At 36.8% G+C, this 26441-nt stretch carries 26 protein-coding genes; 22 read left to right on the forward strand and 4 right to left on the reverse strand.

Going from position 1 to position 26441, the window contains the following annotated elements; all coding sequences use genetic code 11:
* Window positions 1-34: 34 nt before the first annotated feature.
* From ACLHDG_RS01155 to ACLHDG_RS01210, 12 genes are read left to right on the forward strand one after another with little or no spacing between them, the layout of a single operon-like run.
* Complete coding sequence (locus ACLHDG_RS01155) at window positions 35-1267, forward strand: glycosyltransferase family 4 protein (RefSeq protein WP_415407159.1); 1233 nt, start codon at window positions 35-37, stop codon at window positions 1265-1267.
* A complete protein-coding gene (locus ACLHDG_RS01160; protein ID WP_415407160.1) occupies window positions 1264-2436 on the forward strand; it encodes a glycosyltransferase in 1173 nt (390 codons plus the stop codon). The genes ACLHDG_RS01155 and ACLHDG_RS01160 overlap by 4 nt, the downstream gene beginning before the upstream one ends.
* The gene (locus tag ACLHDG_RS01165) at window positions 2433-3557 is read left to right on the forward strand and encodes an EpsG family protein (protein ID WP_415407161.1); all 1125 of its coding nucleotides are present in this window, start codon (window positions 2433-2435) and stop codon (window positions 3555-3557) included. The genes ACLHDG_RS01160 and ACLHDG_RS01165 overlap by 4 nt, the downstream gene beginning before the upstream one ends.
* Complete coding sequence (locus ACLHDG_RS01170; protein ID WP_415407162.1) at window positions 3554-4627, forward strand: glycosyltransferase; 1074 nt, start codon at window positions 3554-3556, stop codon at window positions 4625-4627. The genes ACLHDG_RS01165 and ACLHDG_RS01170 overlap by 4 nt, the downstream gene beginning before the upstream one ends.
* Window positions 4628-4684: 57 nt before the next feature.
* The gene (locus tag ACLHDG_RS01175; RefSeq protein WP_415407163.1) at window positions 4685-5836 is read left to right on the forward strand and encodes a glycosyltransferase; all 1152 of its coding nucleotides are present in this window, start codon (window positions 4685-4687) and stop codon (window positions 5834-5836) included.
* A 3-nt stretch (window positions 5837-5839) separates the two neighbouring features.
* Window positions 5840-6865 carry a polysaccharide biosynthesis protein gene (locus ACLHDG_RS01180; protein WP_415407164.1) on the forward strand — a complete coding sequence of 342 codons (1026 nt, stop codon included), beginning with the start codon at window positions 5840-5842 and terminating at the stop codon, window positions 6863-6865.
* A complete protein-coding gene (wbjC, locus tag ACLHDG_RS01185; RefSeq protein ID WP_415407165.1) occupies window positions 6866-7975 on the forward strand; it encodes a UDP-2-acetamido-2,6-beta-L-arabino-hexul-4-ose reductase in 1110 nt (369 codons plus the stop codon).
* A 1-nt stretch (window position 7976) separates the two neighbouring features.
* Window positions 7977-9104, forward strand: a complete 1128-nt coding sequence (gene wecB / locus ACLHDG_RS01190) for a non-hydrolyzing UDP-N-acetylglucosamine 2-epimerase (protein WP_415407166.1) — start codon at window positions 7977-7979, stop codon at window positions 9102-9104.
* A gap of 3 nt (window positions 9105-9107) precedes the next feature.
* The gene (locus ACLHDG_RS01195; RefSeq protein ID WP_415407167.1) at window positions 9108-10310 is read left to right on the forward strand and encodes a glycosyltransferase family 4 protein; all 1203 of its coding nucleotides are present in this window, start codon (window positions 9108-9110) and stop codon (window positions 10308-10310) included.
* The gene (locus ACLHDG_RS01200; protein WP_415407168.1) at window positions 10310-10960 is read left to right on the forward strand and encodes an acyltransferase; all 651 of its coding nucleotides are present in this window, start codon (window positions 10310-10312) and stop codon (window positions 10958-10960) included. The genes ACLHDG_RS01195 and ACLHDG_RS01200 overlap by 1 nt, the downstream gene beginning before the upstream one ends.
* Complete coding sequence (locus ACLHDG_RS01205) at window positions 10941-12074, forward strand: DegT/DnrJ/EryC1/StrS family aminotransferase (RefSeq protein ID WP_415407169.1); 1134 nt, start codon at window positions 10941-10943, stop codon at window positions 12072-12074. Before ACLHDG_RS01200 ends, ACLHDG_RS01205 begins: the two co-directional genes overlap by 20 nt.
* Entirely contained in the window at window positions 12034-12663 is a 630-nt protein-coding gene (locus ACLHDG_RS01210) for a sugar transferase (protein ID WP_415407170.1), read from the forward strand. Before ACLHDG_RS01205 ends, ACLHDG_RS01210 begins: the two co-directional genes overlap by 41 nt.
* Here ACLHDG_RS01210 and ACLHDG_RS01215 read toward each other — a convergent pair.
* Together ACLHDG_RS01215 and ACLHDG_RS01220 are read right to left on the reverse strand one after the other, a co-directional pair.
* Entirely contained in the window at window positions 12660-13916 is a 1257-nt protein-coding gene (locus ACLHDG_RS01215) for a nucleotidyltransferase family protein (protein WP_415407171.1), read from the reverse strand. The genes ACLHDG_RS01210 and ACLHDG_RS01215 overlap by 4 nt on opposite strands.
* Window positions 13906-14280: a four helix bundle protein gene (locus ACLHDG_RS01220; RefSeq protein WP_415407172.1), complete on the reverse strand. Its 375-nt coding sequence runs from the start codon at window positions 14278-14280 to the stop codon at window positions 13906-13908. Before ACLHDG_RS01220 ends, ACLHDG_RS01215 begins: the two co-directional genes overlap by 11 nt.
* A 290-nt stretch (window positions 14281-14570) precedes the next feature.
* Here ACLHDG_RS01220 and ACLHDG_RS01225 point away from each other — a divergent pair, with 290 nt between their 5' ends.
* The 9 genes from ACLHDG_RS01225 (at window position 14571) to ACLHDG_RS01265 (ending at window position 24273) form a co-directional block, all read left to right on the forward strand.
* A complete protein-coding gene (locus ACLHDG_RS01225) occupies window positions 14571-16274 on the forward strand; it encodes a polysaccharide biosynthesis protein (protein ID WP_415407173.1) in 1704 nt (567 codons plus the stop codon).
* Window positions 16275-16345: 71 nt separating this feature from the next.
* The gene (locus tag ACLHDG_RS01230; protein ID WP_415407174.1) at window positions 16346-16963 is read left to right on the forward strand and encodes an outer membrane protein; all 618 of its coding nucleotides are present in this window, start codon (window positions 16346-16348) and stop codon (window positions 16961-16963) included.
* A 128-nt stretch (window positions 16964-17091) separates the two neighbouring features.
* Window positions 17092-19398, forward strand: a complete 2307-nt coding sequence (locus ACLHDG_RS01235) for a GumC family protein (RefSeq protein ID WP_415407175.1) — start codon at window positions 17092-17094, stop codon at window positions 19396-19398.
* Complete coding sequence (locus tag ACLHDG_RS01240) at window positions 19395-20132, forward strand: tyrosine-protein phosphatase (RefSeq protein WP_415407176.1); 738 nt, start codon at window positions 19395-19397, stop codon at window positions 20130-20132. The genes ACLHDG_RS01235 and ACLHDG_RS01240 overlap by 4 nt, the downstream gene beginning before the upstream one ends.
* A 47-nt stretch (window positions 20133-20179) precedes the next feature.
* Window positions 20180-21085, forward strand: coding sequence for a hypothetical protein (locus tag ACLHDG_RS01245; RefSeq protein WP_415407177.1), 906 nt, complete (start codon window positions 20180-20182; stop codon window positions 21083-21085).
* Complete coding sequence (gene gmk, locus ACLHDG_RS01250; RefSeq protein ID WP_415407178.1) at window positions 21086-21706, forward strand: guanylate kinase; 621 nt, start codon at window positions 21086-21088, stop codon at window positions 21704-21706.
* Between the two features lie 82 nt (window positions 21707-21788).
* Window positions 21789-22010 (forward strand): twin-arginine translocase TatA/TatE family subunit, encoded by a 222-nt coding sequence (locus tag ACLHDG_RS01255; RefSeq protein WP_415407179.1) that lies wholly within the window; start codon window positions 21789-21791, stop codon window positions 22008-22010.
* Between the two features lie 86 nt (window positions 22011-22096).
* A complete protein-coding gene (gene argS, locus ACLHDG_RS01260; protein ID WP_415407180.1) occupies window positions 22097-23794 on the forward strand; it encodes an arginine--tRNA ligase in 1698 nt (565 codons plus the stop codon).
* Between the two features lie 152 nt (window positions 23795-23946).
* On the forward strand, window positions 23947-24273 hold the full coding sequence (locus tag ACLHDG_RS01265) for a hypothetical protein (protein WP_415407181.1): 327 nt from the start codon (window positions 23947-23949) through the stop codon (window positions 24271-24273).
* Between the two features lie 57 nt (window positions 24274-24330).
* On the opposite strand, the gene rsfS is transcribed toward ACLHDG_RS01265, so the two are convergent.
* A complete protein-coding gene (rsfS, locus tag ACLHDG_RS01270) occupies window positions 24331-24684 on the reverse strand; it encodes a ribosome silencing factor (protein ID WP_415407182.1) in 354 nt (117 codons plus the stop codon).
* Window positions 24685-24781: 97 nt separating this feature from the next.
* Window positions 24782-25351 (reverse strand): nicotinate (nicotinamide) nucleotide adenylyltransferase, encoded by a 570-nt coding sequence (gene nadD / locus ACLHDG_RS01275; RefSeq protein WP_415407183.1) that lies wholly within the window; start codon window positions 25349-25351, stop codon window positions 24782-24784.
* 92 nt (window positions 25352-25443) lie between these two features.
* Here nadD and gap point away from each other — a divergent pair, with 92 nt between their 5' ends.
* Window positions 25444-26436, forward strand: a complete 993-nt coding sequence (gap, locus tag ACLHDG_RS01280) for a type I glyceraldehyde-3-phosphate dehydrogenase (RefSeq protein ID WP_415407184.1) — start codon at window positions 25444-25446, stop codon at window positions 26434-26436.
* The last annotated feature ends 5 nt before the right edge of the window (window positions 26437-26441 follow it).

Raw genomic sequence — 26441 nt, forward strand, 5'->3', positions numbered from 1 at the left:
TTAGATTTAAGTAATACATGAAAAAAGGAAATACATGAAAATAGGTATTGTAACTACATGGTTTGAACGTGGTGCAGCATATGTTTCAAAACAATATGAAGAGCTTTTAGAAGATGAACATGAAGTTTATATTTATGCAAGAGGCGGAGAAACATATGCTGAAGAAGATTCAAAATGGAATACAGCTAATGTTTATTGGGCTAAGAAATATACGATGCCAATTACAGGAACATACATTGATGAAGAAGATTTTAAAAAATGGATTGAAAGAAACCAAATTGAAACAATCTTGTTTAATGAACAAAGTTGGTGGCAGTCTGTAGTTCTATGTAAAAAATGGGGAATAAAAACGGGTGCTTATATAGATTACTATACAGATAGAACACTGGAACTATTTAATGCTTATGATTTTTTAATTTGCAATACCAAAAGACATTATTCCGCATTTTCCTGGCATAAACAGTGTTATTATATTCCATGGGGAACAGATACAAGTTTGTTTGCTCCAAAAGTAATAGATGAAGAGAAAAAAAATAAAAATGATAATTTCGTTTTTTTTCATTCGGCAGGAATGAGTCCGTTTCGTAAAGGAACAGACTTTGTCATAGAAGCATTTGCAAAAATTTCTGATAGATATCCTGAAAGTACTTTAATAATTCACTCACAATCTAGCCTTGAGAAAACCTTACCTATGCATGTCAAATTAATGAATAACTTAATACAAAAAAACAAACTAGAAATAATTGAAGAAACTGTCACAGCACCCGGACTTTATTACAAAGGAGATGTGTATGTATATCCATCCAGGTTGGAAGGTATAGGCTTAACAATTGCTGAAGCTCAATCTTCCGGCTTACCTATCATTACGGTTGATAATGCACCAATGAATGAATTTATTGTTGAGCCATCAAAGGCTGCTTCAGTAAAGAAATATTATTGTAGGGGTGATGGTTATTATTGGCCAATGTGTGAAGTAAATGTGGATGACCTTGCCAAGCAAATGGAATACTTTTTAAATAATAAAGACAAGTTGCAAGAATATAAAAATAAAACACGAGAGTATGCGACTAAAAACTTGGATTGGATGGGAAATAAAGATGGAGTAGAAAAAGCTTTTGTAGAAAGTGAATTGTTACTATTGGAAAAAAATACTGTAAACTTGATAAATAAATATGATAATTTAAGTTTTCCACTAATCACAAAATATCCTCTTGTATATAGTTATAGTTATAGGTTTTTTAAGTATATGAAAGGAATATTCGCATGAAAATACTAAATATATGTGAAATCCTTCCTCTTGATGGTTTAAAACGAGAAAATGACATAGCTATAAAAATTCAGCAAGAGATTAATAAAATTGACGACTCAATTGAATTTGTATTTTTAAAAAGTATTCCTTATTCGAATTTTTTACTCGCAAAGATCAAGCCAATTTGGGCAAAATATAATAAGTATATTAAACTCAGAGAAACTATAGCCGGAGGATATAAAACTATTATCTTTCCTTGGTTTAGATTACCAACAAGTAAATTCGTAATCGATAAAAATTTACTTATATTTAATAAGCTATTGAATTTGAAGAAAGTAGAAAATATGCTTGGGGAAGAGATAAAGACATTTGATCTAATTATTTCACAGAATAATATTGCCGATGGAGTTGTAGCAAATTATTTAAGCAAAAAGTATACTATTCCTCATATACATGTATTTAGAGGGCAATTGAATGAAGAGATTTATAATTCAAAGATTATAAATGACATAATGACAAATGCGAATATATGTATTACTCCAAGTCCTACTAGTTTTAATTTTTTAAAAAAGCGTAATCACAATATTTCTCTATTTCCACATGGTGTAGATGAAGAATATTTTTATGATAAAGAAAAAGACTTTTCAAAAGCAAAGTTTGTTACTGTGGCCAGGCTACTAAAATTGAAGAATATAGACATGGTTATTAATTCATTAAAATCTGCAAAAGAAATGGGTTATGATTTTGAATATATAATAATTGGCGATGGACCGGAAAAGTTATATTTAGAAAAGCTTGTTAGAGACTTACAAATGGAAAAAGAAATAAAATTCACTGGCTGGCTTGAAAAAGATGAAGTAATCAAATATTTACAAGTTGCAAATGTTTTTATTATGCCAAGCATTCCCGAGACACTAGGCAGGGTTTATTTGGAAGCTACTGCTGCAGGTTGTTTATGCATAGGACATAAAGGGAGTGGTATTGATGGTTTTTTTGCAGATAGAAAAAGTGCAATTTTTAGTGATGCTGCTACAATAAACGATGATATATTAGAGGTACTGAAAGGCTTAAGTGGCGACGATATTCAAAATTATACTAATTCAGCAAAAGAGCTTGTAAAGCAATTGCATTGGAAAGAAGTTAGCCATAAGTATATTGAGCTATTTAGGAAGGTTCCCAATAAATGATATTAATTGCTGCTTTTTTAACATATAACATTCTTTTGTTATTAATGGTTTTTCTTCCGGCAGGAAAAATAATAAATCATAAAAGTATCGTTTCATTAAAAAGTGAAACTGATAGCTTTAGATGGAATAAAAGACTTGCTTTTATTATTTTAGCAGTTGCTACTGTTGCTGGAATGAGAGAATCTTTTGTAGGTACAGACTACCATAGTTATCTGGATTTTTATAATAATATACTTGATTATGGAAGTTTTCCTAATTACTCATTAGGAAGAGAGATAGGATGGAATTATCTCAACTTATGGTTTGGGAAACTAGGTGTGCCATCAGGTATATTTTTTGGATTTGTAGCCGGATTAACATGGTATTTTTTTATTAAGGGCTCATATAAATTTCAATTCTTATTGCCTCTTATGTTCTTTTTCTTTATGGTTCATTACTTCTTTTGGACAATGAGTGGATTAAGGCAGTCAATAGCTATAGTGATATTTTTTTATTCAATTAAATTTATTATTGAAAGAAACCCTATTTACTATATATCTTCTATTTTGATAGCTTCTTTGTTTCACCTGTCTGTGTTAATCATGTTGCCTATTTATCTACTATCAAAAATAAAGTTTAATCGAAAATTATTTTTCATTTTGTATGTCTTATCTATTTTTTTCATAGGAAACGAATGGTTTTTAAATCAAATGAGTCAATTGATTGTATTTATAAGCTCAAAGGTTGAGGTCTTATCAAGTTATTTATTCTATCTTGACTCAGACTCTTTCACAGCTCAAGAAAAGAGGACAAGCAGTGGCTTAGGAATTATATTAACAATAATTACAGTTTTTTTTATCCTTTATAAAAGTGAAGAAGTTTTAAAAAAACAACCAAAACTCACAATTTATTTTGTTCTTTTTTTTATAGCGGTAATTCTAAATAATATATTTTTATCTGTTGAAGTAATTGGTAGAGCATTGACTTACTTAATGATATGTTTTCCAATCGTCATGGCCAGTACCGTTTATTATTCAACCAAAAAGTATGAGAGAATGGTAGTAATTTTATTAATAATTGCATATTTTATGATATTTAATGTTCAAATTTATCGTATTTTTAGCTATGGAGAGAACTTATGAGAATTGGAATTTTACAGCCTTTAATCCCTCATTATCGAGAAGAATTTTTCAAGGGGTTAAATAAAGCTTTTGACATAGATTTATATATTTACAAAAAGCAAAAAGATATTGAAAAAGATAAATTTGAAAATTCTATTTTTAGATATAAGTATTTAAACTCTTTTCAATTTTCTAGTATTTTGATTTATAACTTTATACCATTGCTAAATCCTAAATATAAAGTGCTGATATTGCCCGGTGAAATTCGATCTATTTCAACATGGTTATTGCTTCTAATTGGAAAAGTATCTTCCAGGAAGATTATATTATGGGGACATGGTATTAGCAATGAAAGATATTTAAAAGAGGAAAAAAAACTTTTATCAATAAGGGTTTTATTTCATAAATTAGCAGATCATATCTGGCTGTATACGGAAAAAGAAAAAGAAATATGGTCGAAATATATTGATAAAAAGAAAATAACTGCTCTAAATAATACTATTGATATAGAACCTATTTTGAATATACCTAAACCAGATAAAGAGCTAACGAAGAAAAAGTATAAAGTACATACCAAATTAAATTTGATTTATTGTGCAAGATTTACGGCAAATAGAAGAATAGATCTTATGCTTGAGTTAATTCAAGAAGTAGAAAATAAAGATATTGGCTTTATTATTATTGGTGAGGGTGAATATAAGCCTGATTTTTCTATTTATAAAAATGTATATGATTTTGGCTCTATTTATGATCTAAAGAAAAAAAACGAGTTGTTCTGTATGTCAGATATATATTTTCAGCCTGCATGGATTGGTTTGTCAATAGTTGAAGCCATGGCATTCGGTAAGCCTGTATTAACACTTGAGCGAAGTCAAGATATTTTGCAGGGTGTTGAATACAGTTATCTTCGACATGGTATTAATGGTTTCATCGGAAAAAATGTTGAAGATATCATTTTTTTTATTAAAAATATTTCTAAAAATGAACTTGAAGAGTTGCAAGAAAAAACCCGAATTTTTGCTAAAAGATATCTTAATATAGAAAATATGATAAATAATGCTGAAGTTAGTTTAAAAAGATTAAATAAATGACAATGCTTGAAAGCAGATTGTTGAGTGAGTTATAAATAGGAAAAAAAGGAAGATTTTATGAAAATCATTATTAACACTTCAAATCTCAATGGTGGTGGCGGTGTACAAGTAGCACTCTCTTTCATCAATGAATTGAAATATATGGATAAAGATCATGAATACTATATTTTCCTTTCAAAAGAAGTCAATGCGCAAATTGATCAAAAAGAGTTTCCAGATAACTTTGAATTTTATCTCATAGATAAATCACCGGCATCTTTGAAAACAAGAAAAGAGATTGTTGCAAAATTAAATAGTTTGGAAGAGCAGATAGAGCCAGATGTTGTGTTTTCTGTTTTCGGGCCAAGTTATTGGAAGCCAAAATCTAAGCATATTATGGGCTTTGCTGTACCGTGGGTTTTACAAAAAGATTCAGTTGCCTACGATGAACTTGAGCTATTTGCACGCGTTAAAATGCATTTGTGGGTAGAGTATGTTTCGTATTATGCAAAACGGGATGCTTCGGATTATATTATTGAAACAAATGATGGCAAAGAGAGATTATCTAAAGTTCTTGGAATAGCAAAAAATAAAATTTCAGTAGTTGGAAATAGCTATAGTTCTACTTTTGATGATCCAAAATATTTATCTAGAAAAAATCCTAATTTTATAGAACTTCCAACTAAAGAAGCAGATGAGTTTAGATTGTTGCTTATAACACATAATAATCCACACAAAAATCTCAAAATCATTAATAAAGTATTGCCTCTATTAGAAGGCTACAAGATAAAATTTGTATTAACAATAGATGATAATAGTTTTACTTCTTTATTTCGGAATAATGACAAGCAGGTATTAAATCTTGGTCCAGTGAAACAAAAATCATGCCCTTCCCTTTATGGTCAGTGTGATGCACTATTCTTACCAACTTTATTAGAGGTTTTTAGTGCATCTTATCCTGAAGCCATGAAAATGGGAAAGCCCATTTTAACATCCAATTATTCTTTTGCAACAGATGTCTGTCAAGATGCAGCACTCTATTTTGATCCGTTAGATCCAAAAGATATTGCCAAAAAAATCAAGAAACTTATAGAGGATAAAGAATTGCAAAAAGAGCTTATAGAAAAAGGAAAAAAGAGAGTGAAAGAATTTGAAACGGCGAGATCACGAGCAGAAAAATATATAGCTTTATGTGAAAAAATAGTAAAATTGCAAATAGGTGAGGAATAAAAAATGTTCAAAAATAAAACACTACTAATCACTGGAGGGACAGGTTCATTTGGGAATGCTGTCTTGAGAAGATTTTTAGACACAGACATAAAAGAGATCCGTATCTTTTCTCGTGATGAGAAAAAGCAGGATGATATGCGCAAGCAGTATAACAATCCCAAGCTGAAATTCTATCTTGGAGATGTACGAGATACTAACTCCATAAAAGATGCGATGAGAGGTGTGGATTTTGTGTTTCATGCAGCAGCACTTAAGCAAGTACCTTCATGTGAGTTTTACCCTATGCAGGCAGTAAAGACCAATGTCATCGGTACAGAGAATGTACTTTATGAAGCTATAGATGCCGGGATTAAAAAAGTCATAGTCCTCAGTACAGATAAAGCAGTGTATCCGATAAATGCTATGGGAGTTTCAAAAGCTATGATGGAGAGAGTCGCTGTAGCAAAGTCACGCAACCTTGATGATAATGACATTATGATAGCCTGTACACGTTACGGTAATGTCATGGCTTCACGGGGATCAGTCATACCACTCTTTATAGACCAGATACGAAATGGTAAAGAGATCACAATCACCGATCCGGCTATGACCCGTTTCATGATGAGTCTTGATCAAGCCGTAGAACTGGTGCTCTTTGCTTTTAAAAATGGGCATAATGGTGATATCTTCGTCCAGAAAGCGCCTGCAGCGACGATAGAACTATTGACACATACTTTGAAAAATATGCTTAATAAACCAGAACATAAAGTCTCTGTAATCGGAACACGCCATGGAGAAAAACTTTATGAGACACTACTGACTAAAGAAGAGATGGTTAAAGCTGTTGACATGGGAGAGTATTACCGCATCCCGGCTGATACAAGAGACTTGAATTATGATCAGTACTTTGAAGATGGAGAAGAAGTAGTTACTCAGGCACATGAGTACCACTCACATAATACTCATCGACTTGATGAAAATGAGCTGAAACAGATGCTGTTAGAACTCCGAGAGATCAAAGATGATCTGAAAGAATTTGGAGTCATCTAAATGCAGGTACTTGTAACGGGAAGTAATGGCTTTATAGGTAAAAACCTTTTAGAAAGACTGAGTCGTGTAGAAGGTATAGAGGTAGATACCTTTGATAAAGATGATTCGGTAGATACGCTTGCTTCAAAAGTTGCTAAAGCAGACTTTATCTTTCATCTTGCAGGAGTGAACCGTCCTGAAAATCCAGAGGAATTTTATGAAGGAAATCGTGACCTGACGCAAAAGCTTGTAGAAGCGGCAAAGCAAAGTGGTAGAAAGATCCCTATTTTGATGAGCTCATCTACACAAGTAGAAAGAGACAACGACTATGGAAAAAGCAAACTTGGTGGTGAAGCAGCCTTAGAAGCTTATGCAAAAGAGAGTGGCTCAACAGTCTACATCTACCGACTCCCCAATGTATTTGGTAAATGGTCACGGCCTAATTATAATACAGTCATCGCTACCTGGTGCCATAACAGTACGCATGACTTACCGATACAGATAAATGATGAGAGTGTAGAGCTGGATCTCGTCTATATAGATGATGTAGTAGAGCATTTTGTTCGCCATCTTGATGAAAACGGTAAAGAAGGTGTGGTTTATGGTGAGGTTTCACCAGTCTACAGAAAAACTCTTGGTGAGATACATAATCTTCTTGTCTCCTTTAAAGAGAGTAGAAAGAGTCTGATAGTCCCAAGAGTTGGAAGAGGATTTGAAAGAGCACTTTATGCAACGTATCTGAGTTTTCTACCTACGGATCGTTTCTCTTATGAACTCAAAGGTTATGAAGATGAACGTGGTACCTTTTATGAGTTTGTGAAGACCCTTGACAGTGGACAGTTCTCCATATCTACGACAGCTCCAGGCATCACGAGAGGAAACCACTATCATAATAGCAAAAATGAAAAGTTCCTTGTGATCAAGGGAGAAGCGAGCATCAAGCATCGTCAGATCCACGGGGATGATGTTGTAGAGTATAAAGTCAGTGACAAAAAGATGGAAGTGGTTGAGATGATCCCCGGTTATACCCATGATATCACCAACACAGGTGACAGTGAAATGGTACTGCTACTCTGGGCAAATGAGGCTTTAGATAGAGATAATCCAGATACATATTTTTTAAAGGTGTGAAATGCGTAAATTAAAAGTAATGACTGTTGTTGGTACACGACCTGAGATCATTCGACTCTCATCCGTTATCAAAAAGTTAGATGAGTCTGAAGCTATAGAACAGATCATTGTCCATACAGGACAGAATTATGATTATGAACTGAATGAAGTCTTTTTTAAAGACTTTGGATTACGTAAACCAGACTACTTTCTTAATGCTGCATTAGGTACTGCTGCAGAGACCATCGGTAATATTATCATCAAGGTTGACCCTTTGCTTGAAGAGATAAAGCCTGATGCCTTCTTAGTCTTGGGTGATACTAATAGTTGCCTTTGTGCTATTCCTGCTAAAAAACGGCAAATTCCTATCTTCCATATGGAAGCAGGTAACCGATGTTTTGACCAGAGGGTACCGGAAGAGACAAATCGTAAGATAGTAGACCATATCTCTGATATAAATATGACCTACAGTGACATTGCCAGGGAGTACCTTTTGAGAGAAGGATTACCGGCAGATCGCATCATAAAGACTGGTAGTCCGATGTATGAAGTCATCACCAGTAAACTGGGTGACATCATGGCTTCAAACATTGTTGATGATCTCTCTTTGGAAAAAGGAAAATACTTTGTCGTCTCTGCACATAGAGAAGAGAATATTGGGAGTGATAGAACCTTTGATGCCTTAGTAGAAACACTCAATGCAATGGCAGAGATCTATAAGATGCCGATCATCGTCTCAACCCATCCCAGAACTCGTAATAAGATCGAAGAGAAAGGGGTAACTTTCAACCCATTGATCAAGCTTATGAAACCTCTCGGATTCAATGACTATGTTAAGTTGCAGATGGATGCAAAAGCTGTTCTAAGTGACAGCGGAACGATCAGTGAAGAATCATCTATATTGAAATTTCCGGCACTTAACATCCGAGAGGCACATGAACGTCCAGAGGCAATGGAAGAAGCATCTGTTATGATGGTTGGACTGGATAAAGAGCGTATCTTACAGGGATTACAAGTACTTGAAACTCAGACCCCTGATACCTTAAGAGCTGTGGCTGATTACAGTATGCCAAATGTTTCAGATAAAGTATTGCGGATCATTCTTTCTTATACGGACTATATTAACCGTACTGTTTGGAAAAAAAGCTGATCTATGATTTTAATTGTAACTGCTGTATTCCCTCCTGAACCTGTTGTCTCTGCAAACTTATCGTTTGATATCGCCAATGCACTTGCTGCAGAGGAAAAAGTCGTAGTGATCTCACCTCCACCGACGAGACCTTTTGGGATGACTTTTGATAAAGATATAATGTCAAAAGAGTATCCTTTTGAACATATCGTATTAGATACTTATACTTGCCCTGAATCCAAATTGTTGGGTAGAATTAAAGAGAGTTATAGTTTGGGAGTTGCTACCAAAAAATATATCGAAGAAAATCATCAAAAAATAGAGGTCATTTATGCAAATACCTGGCCACTGTTTGCTCAGAAATATTTGACAGAGAGTGCATCCAAATACAATATACCTTTGGTTCTTCATATCCAGGACATTTACCCTGAGTCAATTAGTGAAAAACTTCCATTTGTAGGTCTGTTGATCAATAAACTGCTTCTCCCTATAGATGAGAAAATATTGAAAAATTCTACAAAGATAGTTACGATTTCTTATAAAATGAGAGATTATCTTATCGAGAGTCGGCATCTTAAAGAAGATAAAATATCTGTGGTCCGAAATTGGCAGGATGATGATATTTTCATCAATTTTAAAGATAAAAATCAATCACAGAAAAATGAGTTATTTACTTTTATGTATCTTGGGAGTATAAGCCCTACTGCCGGTGTTGATCTGTTGATTCATGCTTTTGGAAAGTCTGATTTAAAAGATGCCAGGCTGATTATAGCCGGTGGTGGGTCAGACAAAGAAAAATGCATGGCAATAGCTCAAGGTTATCACGACAAAGAGATACAGTTTTATGAGGTGTCCGGAAATGAAGTTCCTGGTATGCAGGCAAAAGCCGATGTCCTAATGCTTCCATTAAAAAGAGGTGTGGCGAAGACTGCTTTGCCGTCAAAATTGACAGCCTATATGCTTTCAGCAAAACCGATCATCGCCTCAATCGATACAGATAGTGAACCTGCAGATCTCATTCAGGATAATGATTGTGGCTATGTGGTAGAACCTGAAGATGAACAGAAATTGATACACTGCATGCGTGAAATATCTCAAAAGAGCTGCGATGAATTGTCAAAGATGGGTGAGAAAAGTTTTAGCTATGCGAAAGAACACCTTTCACGAAAACATAATCTGTCTAAACTTATGATGATTATCCTGGATACTAAAAGAGAGGTAGTGTGATGCTTAAAAAAATTTATCTATCACCGTTGGGTTATGTCATTTCATTGATTCAAAATATTCTTGCTTTTGTGCAACAACCTTTTATGGTCTATGGATTTCATAATAAAGTGCAAAAGCGATTTATGAAGTTAACAAGGATCAGCTCAAGCACTAAAATTCTTTCTACGGGACGGCTTGATATTGAAGACAATGTATGGATAGGACATTATTGTCTATTGGATGCATCGAATGGTATAGAAATTGGTAAAGGTGTCCAAACGGGCCCCTTTGTAAGTATATTTTCGCATAGCAGCCATATATCCATTAGATTATTGGGGGAAAATTATTTGCAAAGTGATGAGCGGATTGGCTATGTTGATGGCAAGGTTGTAATAGGGGAGTACTCTTTTATCGGAACATCCTCGGTAATATTTCCTGGAGTGACAATTGGAAAAGGGTGCTTAATAAAAGCTGGTTCGGTTGTGGTAAAATCGATTCCGGATTTTTCGATTGTTACTGGAAATCCTGCTGTAGTAACGGGTAATGTTTTGGACATGGATGAAAAATATTTTCACGATGAAATCGTGCAAAAAAATTATTTTGATAGAGAAATCATAGAAAAGTGGATAAACAAGAATAAGAGGAAAGATGATGCAAATACCATTTCATAAAACACATACCACAGAGGTAGAACTTAATGCCGCAATAGAAGCTATCAAATCAGGCTGGCTTACAATGGGGCCAAAAACTGTAGAATTTGAAAACAGATTCAAAGAGTATATCGGTTCCAGTGAAGCGGTCAGCATGAATAGTGCCACGGCAGCTCTGCATCTCGCACTGAAAGCCATAGGGCTTAAAAGAGGTGATGAAGTTATCGTTCCTACCAATACCTTTGTAGCAACTGCCGAAGTGGTAACCTATTTTGATGCTATTCCAGTTTTATGCGATATCGAAGTAGATACGCATAACATGGATGTCTCTAAAATAGAGGCTTTGATCACAGATAAAACAAAGGCGATCATCCCTGTACACTTTGCCGGACAGCCTTGTGATATGGATGAGATTTATGAAATAGCTGAGAAATATGATCTACATATTATCGAAGATGCTGCTCATGCGATACCGAGCAGCTATAAAGGTGTAAAGATCGGGAATTTGGAAAAGAGTGATATCACCTGTTTCAGTTTCTATGCCACTAAAACACTCTCGACTGGGGAAGGAGGTATGGCAACTACCAATAATCCTGACTATGCTAAAAGTATGAAGATCAATAGGCTTCATGGCATAAGTCGTGATGCCTGGGATAGATATACCACAAAAGGTGCCTGGTATTATGAAATAGTAGATAATGGCAATAAATACAATACGACAGATATTAATGCAGCCTTAGGTTTGGTTCAGCTAAAAAAACAGGATGAACTGAGAGAAAAAAGAGCTAGCATCGCAAGTCGATATGATGAAGCATTCAAAGATGATAAAAATATCATACGACCTTTTGTCAAAGAAGGCAGAACGACTTCATGGCATCTGTATGTGATCAAGATTGATCACAGAGATGAAGTGATAGAGAAACTGAAAGAGATAGGAGTGGGGTGCAGTGTCCATTTCATACCTATCCATAAACACCCCTACTATAAAGACAAATATGGCTATAAAAATGAAAACTATCCAATAGCAAACAGAGTATTTGAAAAATCTTTATCTTTGCCTATATATCCGGATATGAGTGACGAAGAAGTAGATTATGTCATCAAAAAAGTTAAGAAAGTATTACATAGTGTATAAGTCCTTTGGTAAAAGAGTGTTCGATATCGTAGCCACTGCAATAGGAGGGCTTATTCTCCTGCCCATCATCATAATCATATCGATCTGGATCAAGCTGAGCTCCAAAGGACCCCTGTTTTATGTACAAACAAGAGTAGGTAAAGATTTTCAACCATTCAAATTGTATAAATTTCGATCTATGATTGTTAATGCAGACAAGGTTGGTCCAAGTGTAACAAGCGGTGATGATCCCCGAATCACAAAAGTCGGAAAGATCATCAGAAGAACCAAAATAGACGAATTGCCACAACTGTTAAATGTACTAAAGGGCGATATGAGCCTGGTTGGGCCCAGACCTGAAGTACAAAAATTCGTCGATATTAAAAAAGAGGACTATAAAAAAGTTTTAAGCGTGAAACCTGGGATCACAGATAATGCTGCCATCGAGTACAGAGACGAAGAAAAGATTATGAATCAGTATGAAGATAAAGAAACAGCCTACATAGATATCGTACTGCCTGAAAAAATCAAACTCTATAATCAGTATATCGATAATATCTCTTTTCTGAATGATTTTAAATTAATATTAAAAACGTTGCATGTGATTTAGGATGTAGTGCTAAAATACTTCTTGATCAGAAGGTAGGGGCGAAGGAAATAGTAGAGCCAATAGAAGCCTTTGGGGAAATCGATATACCAGTATTCGTTGAATGAAGGTTTAATGAGGATCTTGTTCAGGTAGATCAACCGCTCTTTCAGACCTGGAAAAAGTTTGAGCATAGCGGCTGTTTTCTGGAAGGCAGTTTTAGGTGTCTGCCAGTTTTGCAGTATAAAGATTGAGAGGGGTTGCAGTACTTTCATAGCTGAAATATGTTTTGTTATGTTTTCCGGCAGGGGTGTTTCAAACAACTGCATTGTCAATGAAAGACCCAGATAGAACATCGTTTCAAATCTAGAACTCTCTGCTTCTTTTATGACCTTCTCCCAGTCTATATCCTGTGTTCGGATCATCAGATCGATATCTTTGATCCACTCTATCCGCTCCCAGAGATGTTTGGAACCGTGTATGCAGAGATAGAGGAGCAGCTCTTCAGTCGGAAATGTTCTTATCTCCTGCTGATTGATCTTAACAGTTTGAGGATCTTCCCAGATGGCATCCAGATCGATCTGCATCGGATAGTCTTCATCCATCAGTGACCAGTGCATCTCAAAATGGACACCACTTTTAGGATGGTAGAGACCCAGATCATGTGCATACTGCATATAGACTTGTTCTTGAACAGGTGTTATCTCTAAAAACCGCTGGTACCCACGATCTTTCAGGAGGGCATCGATCTTGTAGATATCTTCTTTTTTCACCAAAACATCTAGATCTACATACTGCCGAAGTGTAATGTCTCCATACGCCATCTGTGACAGGGTAGGACCTTTGAAGGCAAGGGTTTCGATAGAATTTTTCTCTAAAAGCTGGATGATGCGAATCAATTCTGCTGACATTAATATGTTTCTTTGAGCAATAAGTAAATATTGTTGCTTGAAAGCAGACAAAATTTCGTGATAGGTAATAGGTGATACGTGATTTGTGGATGGTTTCGTATCATGTAAAAAACTGTCTTCAGAGAGTTTTTTTATGGTTTTGTAGACTAGAGGCAGGATGCCGTGTTGATTGGCTAAGCCGATCAAAGCATTCAGCTCTAAGCGTTCAGCGTTAAGATAAGAGTGAATGAATTCTATGTCCTCTTTTGATAGGTTGGTTTGACAGCAAGTAATAAGAAAGTGAAGATCAGCATTGAGAGGAGGCTCCGTTGTGATACGTGAGAAGTCACTTTGTGACTGTGATACGTGATAAGATTTATTTTGCATATTGATTTTTTTGTCGATTTTTAATATGTTTGATGAGACCGTTTAGCATTTTCTGGATATTATTTATCTCATTTACTGGCGTATTAATATTATTGACGTAGCCAATTTCCATGCTAATGATAAGTTGTGTTTCTACTTCTGCTAAGGAGCCAAGAGATATATGTAAAAATTGGATAAATTCTTTATCACTGTTCCTACCCGCTCCTTCAGCGATATTTGAAGGTACTGAAACGGCAGCACGTCTTATTTGATTGGTTAGACCATAAATCTCATGTTTTGGAAATATCTGAGTAATCTTATAGATCTGCTTTACCAGTTGAATACTCTGTTTCCAAACATCCAAATCTTTATGTGTCTTCACCATTTTCACTTCCCTTTACATATCACAGTTGCCACACAGCAACTTCACGTATCGTGGTTGCAAAGTAGCATTTTTAGAGTAAATTTATTATACAAAAAATCTACTCTCTCTTTCTTAACCCTTCACACGTTTCACGTTTCACGTTTCACGTTTCACGTTTCACGTTTCACGTTTTTCACTTAACTTACAAAGCAATTTTATATTATAATTAAGACTAAGATAAATTATCAACTTATAACAATGAAGGCTCTCCCATTTTACCTTTTCTAGACAAAAGAATAGCAAATTTTTTAGTGATCATTCTGTTGACCTTTGGTACATTTTGGTGGACTTTTTTTATCTTTCATCATGCTTTCGATCTGGAACTGGTGCTGGTAGTCGTATCGGTGCGTATGCTTGCCTCGCTGATCTTATTTGAAGACTATTCTCTCTCCTGGTCGAAATCTTCAGCTAAAACATTTCTACTGAAAAGCGTAGTCTATATCTTGGCATTTATGGCTTATATGCCTTTTTATTATCAAGTTGTCAGTTTTTCGCTGATGGTATCGGAGCTCTTGAGCTATCTGTTCATACTCAATTTTCTGGTCTATTTCTACTATTTTCTTATCAACAGAAGTCGTGTAGAGAAGACAAAAACTGTCGTGATATACGGTGCAGGCAAGGCAGGGATCAAACTCGAAGAAGAGTTCAGGGACAGTGAGTATAAAGTCAAATACTTTGTTGATGATGACAGGGGAATGCAAAAAAGATCCATAGATGGTGTTCGGGTTCTCTCCAAAAAGAAGCTGAAAAGAAAGATTGACAACGATAGGCGCTATGATCTACTTGTCATCGCCATGCCGAGTGCACCGCAAAAGAGGATAAAAGAGATCTACAAGAACCTGGGTGACCATTTTATAGAGATAAAGATACTTCCCACACTCGATGAGATACTCAGAGAGAAGGATTTTGCGAGTCAATTGAAAAACCTTTCGGTTGCAGACTTGATGGCGCGCCATCCGAAAGATCTGGATAAAGAAGCAATATCCGCATTTCTGAAAGGGAAAGTTGTCTTGATCACCGGTGCGGGGGGAAGCATAGGAAGTGAGATCGCAAGGCAGTGCGTACAGTTCGGTGTCCGGAAACTGATCCTGATCGATAATAGTGAATATAACCTTTATAGTATTGAGCAGGAATTGGAAAACTCTGACAATATGGAGCTTGTAGTTGTGCTTCAGTCTGTCGTGAATAGGAAAAATCTGGGAAAAACATTTGATCGCTATCAGCCACAGATCGTCATCCATGCTGCAGCCTATAAACATGTACCTATGGTGGAGGCGAACATTGAAGAGGGGATCATCAATAATATTATTGGAACCAAAAATCTCATAGATACGGCTATCAGCCATGGTGTGGAAAAGTGCATTTTGATCTCTACAGACAAAGCGGTACGTCCTACCAATGTCATGGGAGCGACCAAAAGGATCTGTGAACTTTACGCACAGAACTCCTTCAGTTATGAAACAGATATCGTTGCTGTACGGTTTGGTAATGTATTGGGAAGCAGTGGATCTGTCATTCCCAAATTCAGGGCGCAGATCGAAAAAGGGCAGAATATTACTGTAACGCATCCCGATATTACAAGGTACTTCATGTTGATACCAGAAGCATGCGAACTGGTACTCCAGGCAGGAGCGATCGGAACAGGTGGGGAGATCTTTATCCTCGATATGGGAGAGCCTGTGAAGATCGTGGATCTGGCTCAAAAAATGATCGATCTTTCAGGGCATGATGATATCACTATAGAGTTTACCGGACTGCGTCCGGGAGAAAAACTCTATGAAGAGCTGCTGATCGATGATACGGAATGCAGTACCAGATATGAATCTGTCACCGTTGCCAAGCGGACCGACTACAATATCGATAGGCTTGATCAGGATATCGAAGAGTTGATCCGGACGGAAGATAAACTTAGAAAGCTGAAGGATATAGTACCGGAGTTCGTACATAAGCCATAAAAGATCAAATTTATATTATTTAAGATTAAAAATGTTATAATAGGTGAAAATTATAAAAACAAGGGGATATTATGAAAAAGATAGTACTTTCAGTATGTACAGTTGCAGCGATGAGCAGTTTGGTGTTTGCCGGTGGAGGCATGAAAGAGGTTGCGCCTGTTGAAGAACCAGTGGTTGCAATACCTGTGGTTGAAGAGTTGAGTGGGTTTTATGCAGGGCTAGGACTGACTGCTGTTTCTGTGCGGGATGCGGATTTTTCGGTGGATTGGGGTGGTGATTCAAGATTTCAAGACAGACTGGGAAATGTCTCTTTAGTCGCAGGTTATAACTTTAATGAATACATTGCTGCGGAGGGTAGATATACCACTTCTTTCACCCATGAACACAGCGTTGAGATGAGTGGATGGAGTATATTTGTGAAACCGCAATACCCTGTAACTGAAGACTTCAGTGTTTATGCACTTCTTGGATATGGAGGAGTTACTGTAGACGGAATAGATGGTCGTATTGCAGATGTTGATGACACTGGGTTCCAATGGGGGTTAGGTGCGAGTTATATGGTTACGGAAAACGTCTCTCTCTTTGCTGACTACGCTTGGCTTGCAAATGATATGGATGGTATCCTATTTAATGGCGCACTACAGACAGATGTCGATGCGTTTACTATAGGTGTGAACTACCACTTTTAATCCTCCCTCTCCGGGAAGAATCCAAGAGGGGAGACCTACACAGGTTTCCTCTTCTCAAATCATAACTAAAACTTTTTAGATATAATACACATAAAATACTCATGTAGAACCATTCTCCAAGGAAAAAAATGAATACAAATAGCGTGCAAATAGATGATGAAGATGAAATAGATATCAAAGAGATCTTTCGGACTGTTCATCGCTATCGATATATGATACTTCTTCTGGCTATTCTATTTACTGTTGTCAGCAGTTATTATGCCTACTTTAAACCCAATGTCTATAAAGCTTCCGCAACAGTTGAAGTGGGTTTGGAACAGCGGGGTTACGGGGGTCAGGATATACTTGCAATGGCTACGGAATCAGGAGCTATGAATGCTGATACAGAGATGGATATCATTAAATCAAGATTTTTAACCGAAAAAGCACTAAAAAAAGTAAATTTTTCTCATCGTTACTATACCACCATAAGATATAAAGAGCGTGAACTCTATAAAGAGAGCCCGTTTCAAGTGGGTATGAATAAAGGGTATGGTATCTCTTTTGACTTTTACCCGCTGGATGAAAAAAGTTATCGTTTGATAGTGCTAGAAGCAGAAGATGATAATGGCACTGTCTGGAATTATGATGAAACCCTTCCTTATGGTAAAGAGATCACTACAGAACATTTTCATCTCAATATTGTAAAAACTAAAGAGCCGCAGGATGCACAGTATCGTTTTGTGATCATGGATCCTGAAAATATGGGGAGTTTTGTTCAGGGCGGTGTAAGTGTAAGTCAAAAATCAAAGTATTCTTCTATGCTTGAGATCTCTTATGAAGATAATGTACCTTTGCGTGCCCAGGAGTTTGCCAATGCTTTGTCTGAAGCGTATATACAGCAGAACATAGAGAAAAAAACAAAAGAGGCAACACGTAAACTTACTTTTATCGATAAACAATTGAAATTCATCACTGAAAACCTTAAGGGTTCAGCCATCAAACTTGAAGAGTTTAAGAAAACGACCAAGACGGTAAATTTAAGTGCCAAAGCAGAAAAGATCATCCGGCAGATGAGTGAATATGAAACAAAATTGACAGATATAACGATACAGCAGGAGATGTTAAATACAGTCTACGAACAGGTGAAGTCAGGCAAGGATATTGAGAGTATTGCAATGATAGGAGTAGATAAGCACAGGTCATCACTTGTAGGTATGGTCGAAGAGCTTCAGGATGCCATTATCAAAAAGAAGGTCCTGCGTGAAAATTATACAGAGATGCACTCTGAAGTGAGTAAATTTACCAGGATGATCAAACAACTTAAAAAGGTCATTATTGCTACGATCAAAAATCTGAGAATAGGTATTGAAGAACAAAAAGTATTGATCGAGAAATCTATTGCCAAGCAGCAGAAACTTTTAAATAAACTTCCCGCTGATGAGAGAATGTATGGACAGTTGCAGCGTAAGTTTGTGGTGAATGAGAAGATATACTCTTACTTGTTGGAGAAACGCTCAGAGACAGCGATCGTTAAAGCCTCTACGGTCAGTAAGAACAGGATCATTGATAGAGCACTTACTCCTGAATTCCCTATCAAGCCTAAGAAAAAGTTGATCGTATTGGTAGGGTTGATATTGGGGTTGATCCTGGGGATCGCACTTGCTTTTTTAAGAGAGTTCCTGGATGACCGTATCAAAGAGGAAGAAGATGTTACAAAGGTGACAGATGTACCTATGCTTGGCTTGATCCCGAATATTAAAGCAGATCATGATAAGGTCAACGTATTTTTATCTCCGAAATCTGCTTTAGCAGAATCTTTTAGAAATTTGCGTACCAATTTGCAATTTATGGAAAGAGAAAAAAATGCCCAGGTTATTGCAGTGACTTCGACCGTGGGGGGAGAGGGGAAAACAACGATCTGTATAAACTTAGGCGGGATCATGAGTATGGCTGACAAAAAAACAGTCATACTCAATCTTGATATGCGAAAACCGACATTGCATCAAAAGTTTGGACTTAAAAATACAAAAGGTATGAGTACTTTACTGTCAGGACGTACCGCTTTAGGTGAGGTGATCCAGCATACAGAGTATGAAAATTTAGACATTATCACTTCGGGACCTGTACCGCCAAATCCAAGTGAACTGATACAGAGTGAAGTGATGGAAAAGGTACTGGAAAAGTTAAGAGACGTGTATGATATTATCATCCTGGATACCCCTCCGATAGGGCTGGTGACAGATGCAAGAACTTTGATGCATTTTGCAGATACGAGTATCTATGTACTTAGAGCTGATTACTCTAAAAAAGGTTTTTTACGCAGTGTAGAAAAACTCTCCAAAGAAGAGATCCGTGGCTTTGGAATTTTGCTCAATGATGTCAAAATGGCTAAAAATGGTTATGGTTATGGTTATGGTTATGGTTATGGTTATTATGAGGAAGATAAAAAATGATCTTCCCTTTTTTTAAAAAACAAAAAGAAAAAACGAGAGGGCCTGTTCTGAAGCTTGATCTGCATTCTCACTTTATACCGGGGATCGATGATGGTTCACAGAGTATGGAAGAGAGTTTGACCCTTCTTCGAGGAATGGAAGCTATGGGTTACGAGAAAGTGATCACAACGCCGCATATCATGATAGATGTCTACCGCAACACACCGAAGATCATTAAAGAGGGGCTGATCTCTTTAAGGGCAGCAGCACAAGCTGAGGGGATTCAAGTAGAGATAGAAGCTGGAGCAGAGTATTATATGGATGAAGGATTCTATGATCATCTGCATAGTGGTGAAGTGATGACCATCAGGAACAAATATCTTCTTTTTGAGACCTCTTATATCTCGAAGCCTCTACAGATCGAAGAGATGATCTTTGAGATAGGTACTGCAGGATATATACCCCTGATGGCACATCCTGAACGTTATCGTTATGTGACGGATCCTCAAAAAGAGTACAGTAGGTTCAAAGAGCTTGGTGTACTGTTTCAGGTTGACTTGAACTCTTTTGGTGGATACTATGGAAAAAGTGCAAAAAAAAATGTTGACTTTCTAAGTAAGCATGGCATGATCGACTTTCTTGGCAGTGATGCGCATCATAAAAAGCATGTGGAAGCACTCTCAAATATCTTTATGTCAGATGCTTATGCAGATATTTTTACCAACAATACGATACTGAATGATGAGCTCATCTAGCTCTTAACCAAATTTATATTACAATGATACAAATGGAGTATTCTTCTATGCATATTTTACTTATAAACATCAATCCTGTGGTCTCCAGACTTATCTCTTTTTGTATGCGTGAAGACAATATGAACCTTGAAGAAGTTCATGATATAGGGGATGTGGCACGAGATAGATATGATGTTGTATTTGTAGATGAGGCATCTTATGGAGATGAAACAGAAGAGATTTTAGCAAATCTCATCATGAGAAAAAAAGTTTTTTTATCAAGTAGAGATGAAGTTAATGATGAAGTAAGACTTTTTGACAGCATCATTAAAAAACCTTTTTTACCTTCACAGATCACAGCGGTACTAGAAAGTTTGGAAGAGGATGATACTTTGGAAGTATCTACAGAGATACCTTCTATTTTCCCTCTTTCGAGTGATGAAGTAAATGTTGAAGATGTGGAAGAGAGTGAAGATGAAACAGTGGAAGAAGATGAAAAAGTAGATACTAAAGTGCTTGACAGTAATGAAATAGACAAAATTAAAGCACTTTTAGAGATGGAAGAAGAGGTTGAAGCTGTAAGTGATGAAGAGTATGAGAGTCGTAAAGTAGAAGTCATCAAGCAGCAATTGATCGCTGATGGTTTGGAAATTGTAGATGAAGATGAATATGTTGAAGCGTTGAGCAAGAAGCCTTTAGCAGAGAAAAATGAAAAATCATCCGAGCAAAGCGACGATCCCGCAGGAACGAGGACAAAAAAGATGAAATCCCGCAGGAACGAGGACAAAAAGAATCAATCAAAAAAGAGTAAAGAATCAAAAAAGATAAAAAAAGAGAAAAAAGAAGATGAAGAAATTTTTACCTTTGAAGAGGCACTCTTGGCAGCAATTGAGGGAATGAAAGTCAAAAAAATAAAAAAACTTCTCAAAGGTGCAGAGGTAACGATCAAAATAAATTTTAAGGACAAGAAATAGATGCAAGATCTACAAAAAGGTGCTATTTTAGTGCTTTCCGGTCCAAGTGGAGCAGGGAAAAGTACCATTATCCAAGCTGCTTCTGAAGAGATAGGAGAGTATTATTTTTCCATCTCTACGACTACACGCAGTCCAAGAGTCGGTGAAGAAGATGGTAAAGATTATTTCTTTGTCACAAAAGAGAGTTTTGAAGAAGATATCAAAGCAGGTAATTTTCTAGAGTATGCACAAGTGCATGGTAACTACTATGGTACCTCTTTAAAACCAGTCAGAGAAGCGCTTGAAGCGGGAAAACTGGTTATTTTTGACATAGATGTACAGGGACATCGTTTGGTAAGAGCAAAGATGAATGAGATCACTACTTCGGCTTTCATTACACCTCCTACTCTGAATGAATTGGAAACCAGACTAAGAGCAAGATCTACGGATGATGAGAGTGTTGTCATGCAACGTCTTGAAAATGCGAAAGAAGAGATACGTGCAGTAGGAGAGTATGATTTCACGATTATCAATGATACGATCGATGATGCAGCTAAAGAGTTTGTGATCGTTGCAAAAGCAGCCAGATTGAAACAAAGTCAGGAAGATGAAGAGAAATTTATCACACATTGGTTAGGTTAGCTTGGGTTGGGTTAAACATTTTTAAGTATAATTATTAAAATTTTAAAATTACATCATGTTAGGTGTAGATAAAGGATGAACTATGGGTATGCCAAGTATGCCGGAACTATTGATTGTTTTAGCGATCGTTGTGCTTCTTTTTGGAGCAAAAAAGATCCCTGATCTTGCAAAAGGTATGGGAAAAGGTATTAAAGACTTTAAAAAAGCAATTAAAGAGGACGAAGAAGAGCCTAAAGAGATTGCTACTAAAGAAGAGCCGAAAGTTGAAGCACCAACTGAAGAGAAAAAAAGCGAAAACGCTTAAAAATTTAGCGTTCAGCGTTGAGCGTTGAGCGTTAAGACATATAGCTTTTTAGCTATTCCTCCACTCCACATATTTATGGAAAATCTATGAAATTTAAATCACAAATTAATCAAGTTATAAAAGATGCTTTTATAAAAGCTAATATAGAACATGAAGCTATGTCTGTGTCTGAAGCGACAAAGTCAGAGTTTGGTGACTTCCAGTTTAATGGTGCAATGGCACTTTCTAAAAAGCTTGGTAAAAATCCAAGAGAGATAGCGACTGAAATTTTAAATAATTTAGACTTCACAGGACCTTTGGCTAAAGCAGAGATAGCAGGTCCAGGATTTATAAACCTTTGGCTTAATCCTTTATGGATAGCTTCGCAATGTGAAGTAGCAGCTAAAGACAGTAGATTAGGGGTAGGAAAACGAGAAACACCTATCAAAGTAGTGGTGGACTACTCTGGTCCAAACATGGCAAAACAGATGCATGTAGGGCATTTACGTTCAACTATTATCGGTGATACACTTGCCAACCTTTTGACGTTTTTAGGTGATGACGTCATCCGTCAAAATCACATTGGAGATTGGGGTACACAGTTTGGAATGTTGATCGCTTATCTCGAAGAGACGGGAAGTGACGGAAGTTCTTGTCTTAAAGACCTGGAGCAGTTCTATAAAGACGCCAAAAAGCGTTTTGATGAGGATGAGAATTTTGCGAACAAGGCCAGAGAGTATGTGGTCAAGATCCAAAGCGGTGATATGCACTGTCTCAACCTTTGGCAAAAGTTTATCGATATTTCACTGGGACACTGTGAAGATGTATATGGCAAGCTTTGTGTCAAGTTGACACGAGATGATGTCAAGGCAGAGAGTTTTTACAATGAAGATCTCCCTCAGGTCATAGAGGACCTGATCAAGCAGAACCTGCTCAAAGAGAGTGACGGTGCACAGTGTGTATTTTTGGAAGGGGAAAAGATCCCCGTGATCGTTCAAAAAAGTGGAGGGGGGTATCTTTATGCTACCACGGATTTGGCAGCACTTAGATACAGAGCCAATGTACTTGGAGCCAAACGGATCTCTTATATCGTTGATGCAAGACAGGCGGGTCACTTTAAGCAAGTCTTTAAAGTAGCTAAAGAATCAGACTTTGTAGCAGAAGATGTAACCCTTGAACATGTGGCTTTTGGAATGATGATGGATAAGAGCGGAAGACCTTTCAAAACACGTGACGGTGGTACTGTCAAGTTGACCGACCTGCTTGACGAAGCGGTTGTCAAAGCCAAAGCAGCGATCAAAGATAAAGAGAACTACTCACAAGAAGAGATAGAGGATCTTGCTCAGATCATTGGTATCGGGGCAGTAAAGTATGCAGATCTCTCCATCAATCGTGAGTCTAATTATATCTTCAGCTGGGACAAGATGCTCTCTTTTGAGGGGAATACATCACTCTATATGCAGTATGCTTACGCAAGGATCCAAAGTATCTTTAGACGTTTTGATGGTGAGATCAAAGGAGATATCATTATAGGTGATGCGCTCGAACATCGTTTGAGTGTCATGTTACTTCGCTTTGAAGACATCCTTAACCAAGCAGCAGTAAATGCAGCCCCAAATCAGATCACTACTTATCTGTATGAACTTGTGACACTATTTATGCGTTTTTACGAGCAAAATCCTATGCTAAAAGAGGGTGTGGATGAGCAGACAAAGATGAGTCGTTTACAGTTGGCTGATCTGACAGCTAAAACCATCAAACAAGGTTTAGATATACTTGGTATTGAAGTTGTAAATAAGTTGTAAATTTAAATCACACGGAGTGTGTTTCTGTCGTTACGAACACCCTTGAAAGCGAAGCGATTTGAGAGTAACGACGCTTTTTGTTACTTTTTTAAAAAAGTAAGAGAGAAACACCATCACAAGTAAGATAATTGGAAATTTGAAAAAGGATTTTTATGAAAGCTTTAATTATATTAGCAATACTTGCAACACTAGCCATCATCTTTTTTCAATATAGCAGAAACAAAGATTTGAAAAAATTATTTATTGCATTAGGTTCATTTCTAATTATTGTCTCGTTAGGTGTTATGGGTAATCTTACACGACAAATCATACCACTCTTTATGGCACATATTATTTTGATTATTGTTTCCTGGGGTGGATTGATCGTGTATCTTGTAAGAGATAAATATTATTGGTGGATTATTTTCTCACCTGTAGTAACGATAGGATTTTTTTTAGTGCTTGAATTCTTAACGGGTTCAGGGCATGAGATAGGTTAGGCTTCGGTAGGCTCAGCTAACTTTTCATCATCCCCTGAGCTTGTCGAAGGATGATCCCTATGCAGGATCAATATCTTTCTTCTTTTGATTCTCAACGAGTTCACTTAAAAATGCTTCAAGTGAATAGCGTTGTCTGTATTCAGGTATCATGATATGGATCAGAATATCACCCAGATCAGCTACTACCCACTCATCACTCATGTCTGAAGCAAGAAATGCATCACCTTGTGCTTTTAGCTCTCTTTTAAGATGATCAGCCAGTGCAATGGTATGTTTTGTATTGAGTGAGTTTGCGATCACTACACGTTTAGCAATGTAATCTGCATCTTCAAGGTTAAATACCTCTATCTCTTCTGCTTTTTTATCGTCCAGTATTTTTACGATATTCTCTATTCTTTCATCTATTGTCATTGACTTGTTGTCCTTTTTATTGTTTAGAACGCAAAATGAGCAAAGCTCATCTTTGCTACGCTAACGCTAAGTTCTCTTCAGCAGAGAGCTCACGCGACTAGTCGCTTTTATGTTTTCTTATTATCTCTTTAACCGAGTGTTGAATTTTTTTGTCAACATAGTGTAAATCTTTAGCGTCTCTTATATCTGTTGAACTCATCGGGGCATCAAGACTTAACATCTTCCATTCCCTGAGACCATCAAAATTTAATGGATGTCTCTCTCTTGTAACAATAACCCATATAATATGGGCATTAAGCCACTCAAAGTTGTGCCATTTTGTCAATGTTGACAAATTGTCAGAACCGATGATGAGATATTTGACATCATAGACTATGTTGAAATGTTTTATACTCTGTGAGGTAGTCGTACTTTTACCCTCTCTTATCTCATAATCATCTACGATAACATTGGGAATGTCATCAAAAAGTATATGACACCATGTTAAACGTTGTTCAGCATTTGCCAGTGAAGATGTTTTAAAAGGGTTTAAGTAGGCTGGAACGACAAGCAATGTATCGATATCTAAACTTTTTATCGCTTTTTCAACGATACGTTGATGTCCTAGGTGTGGAGGGTCGAAACTCCCACCAAACATTGCAACAATTTGCTTGCCTTCTTTAACCAAAAGATAACCTCATTTAGTGTAAAATTACGTAATTTTAGCATAAAAACGCTTCTATAATAGTTAGGAATATTTTTAAATCATAAGGGGAGAAAATGGCTGTAAAAGTAGCAATTAACGGACTTGGAAGAATCGGTAGATGTGTAGCACGTATCATAGCAGATAGAGATGATGTTGAACTTGTGGTAGTGAATGCAAGTGGTACACCGGAAATGTTGGAGTACAATGTGAAATATGACTCTGTACATGGTACACGTAAAGATGTAAAAGTGAGTGAGGGCTACTTGAACATTGGAAAAGACAAGGCAAAGATCCTTGCAGAGCGAGACCCTGCAAAATTGAATTTTTCTGACTATGGAGCTGAAGTTGTTTTAGAATGTACTGGTGCCTTCCTAACACAAGAGAGCGTACAACCATATATCGATAATGGTGTAAAGAGAGTGGTTTTTTCTGCACCTGCTAAAGATGATACAGCCACTTTTGTTATCGGTGCAAACGAAGAGGAGTACGCAGGTCAAGCTATCGTTTCAAATGCAAGTTGTACTACCAATGGTCTGGCGCCAGTAGCAAAAGTCCTTGATGATGCATTTGGCATAGAAAATGGTTTGATGACAACGATCCACAGCTATACAGCTTCTCAACCTATCTTGGATGGTAAACATAAAAAAGACCCAAGAAAAGGACGTTCAGGTGCAGTGAATCTTGTACCGACAACTACCGGTGCAGCCAAAGCCATTGCAAAAGTACTGCCAAGCCTTGCAGGTAAACTCAATGGTCAAGCGATCAGAGTACCTACGCCGGATGTTTCTCTGGTAGACCTGACTGTTACACTGAAAAATGATGTCACTTTAGACGAAGTGAAAGCAGCGTTTAAAACTGCCAGTGAAGGTTCTCATAAAGGTATTTTGGGTGTAGATGAAGAGTATAGGGTTTCTCAGGATTTCGTAGGGGAAGAAAAAAGTTCTGTAGTTGCCCTTGATACTATCCAAGTTATTGGTGGCAATATGGTCAAAGTACTTTCATGGTATGACAATGAGTGGGGATACTCATGCCGTCTGGTAGATATGGCTGTACACATTAGCAAATAAGGGGG

The sequence above is a fragment of the Sulfurovum iocasae genome (genome assembly GCF_047716765.1).
Classification (GTDB): Bacteria; Campylobacterota; Campylobacteria; order Campylobacterales; family Sulfurovaceae; genus Sulfurovum.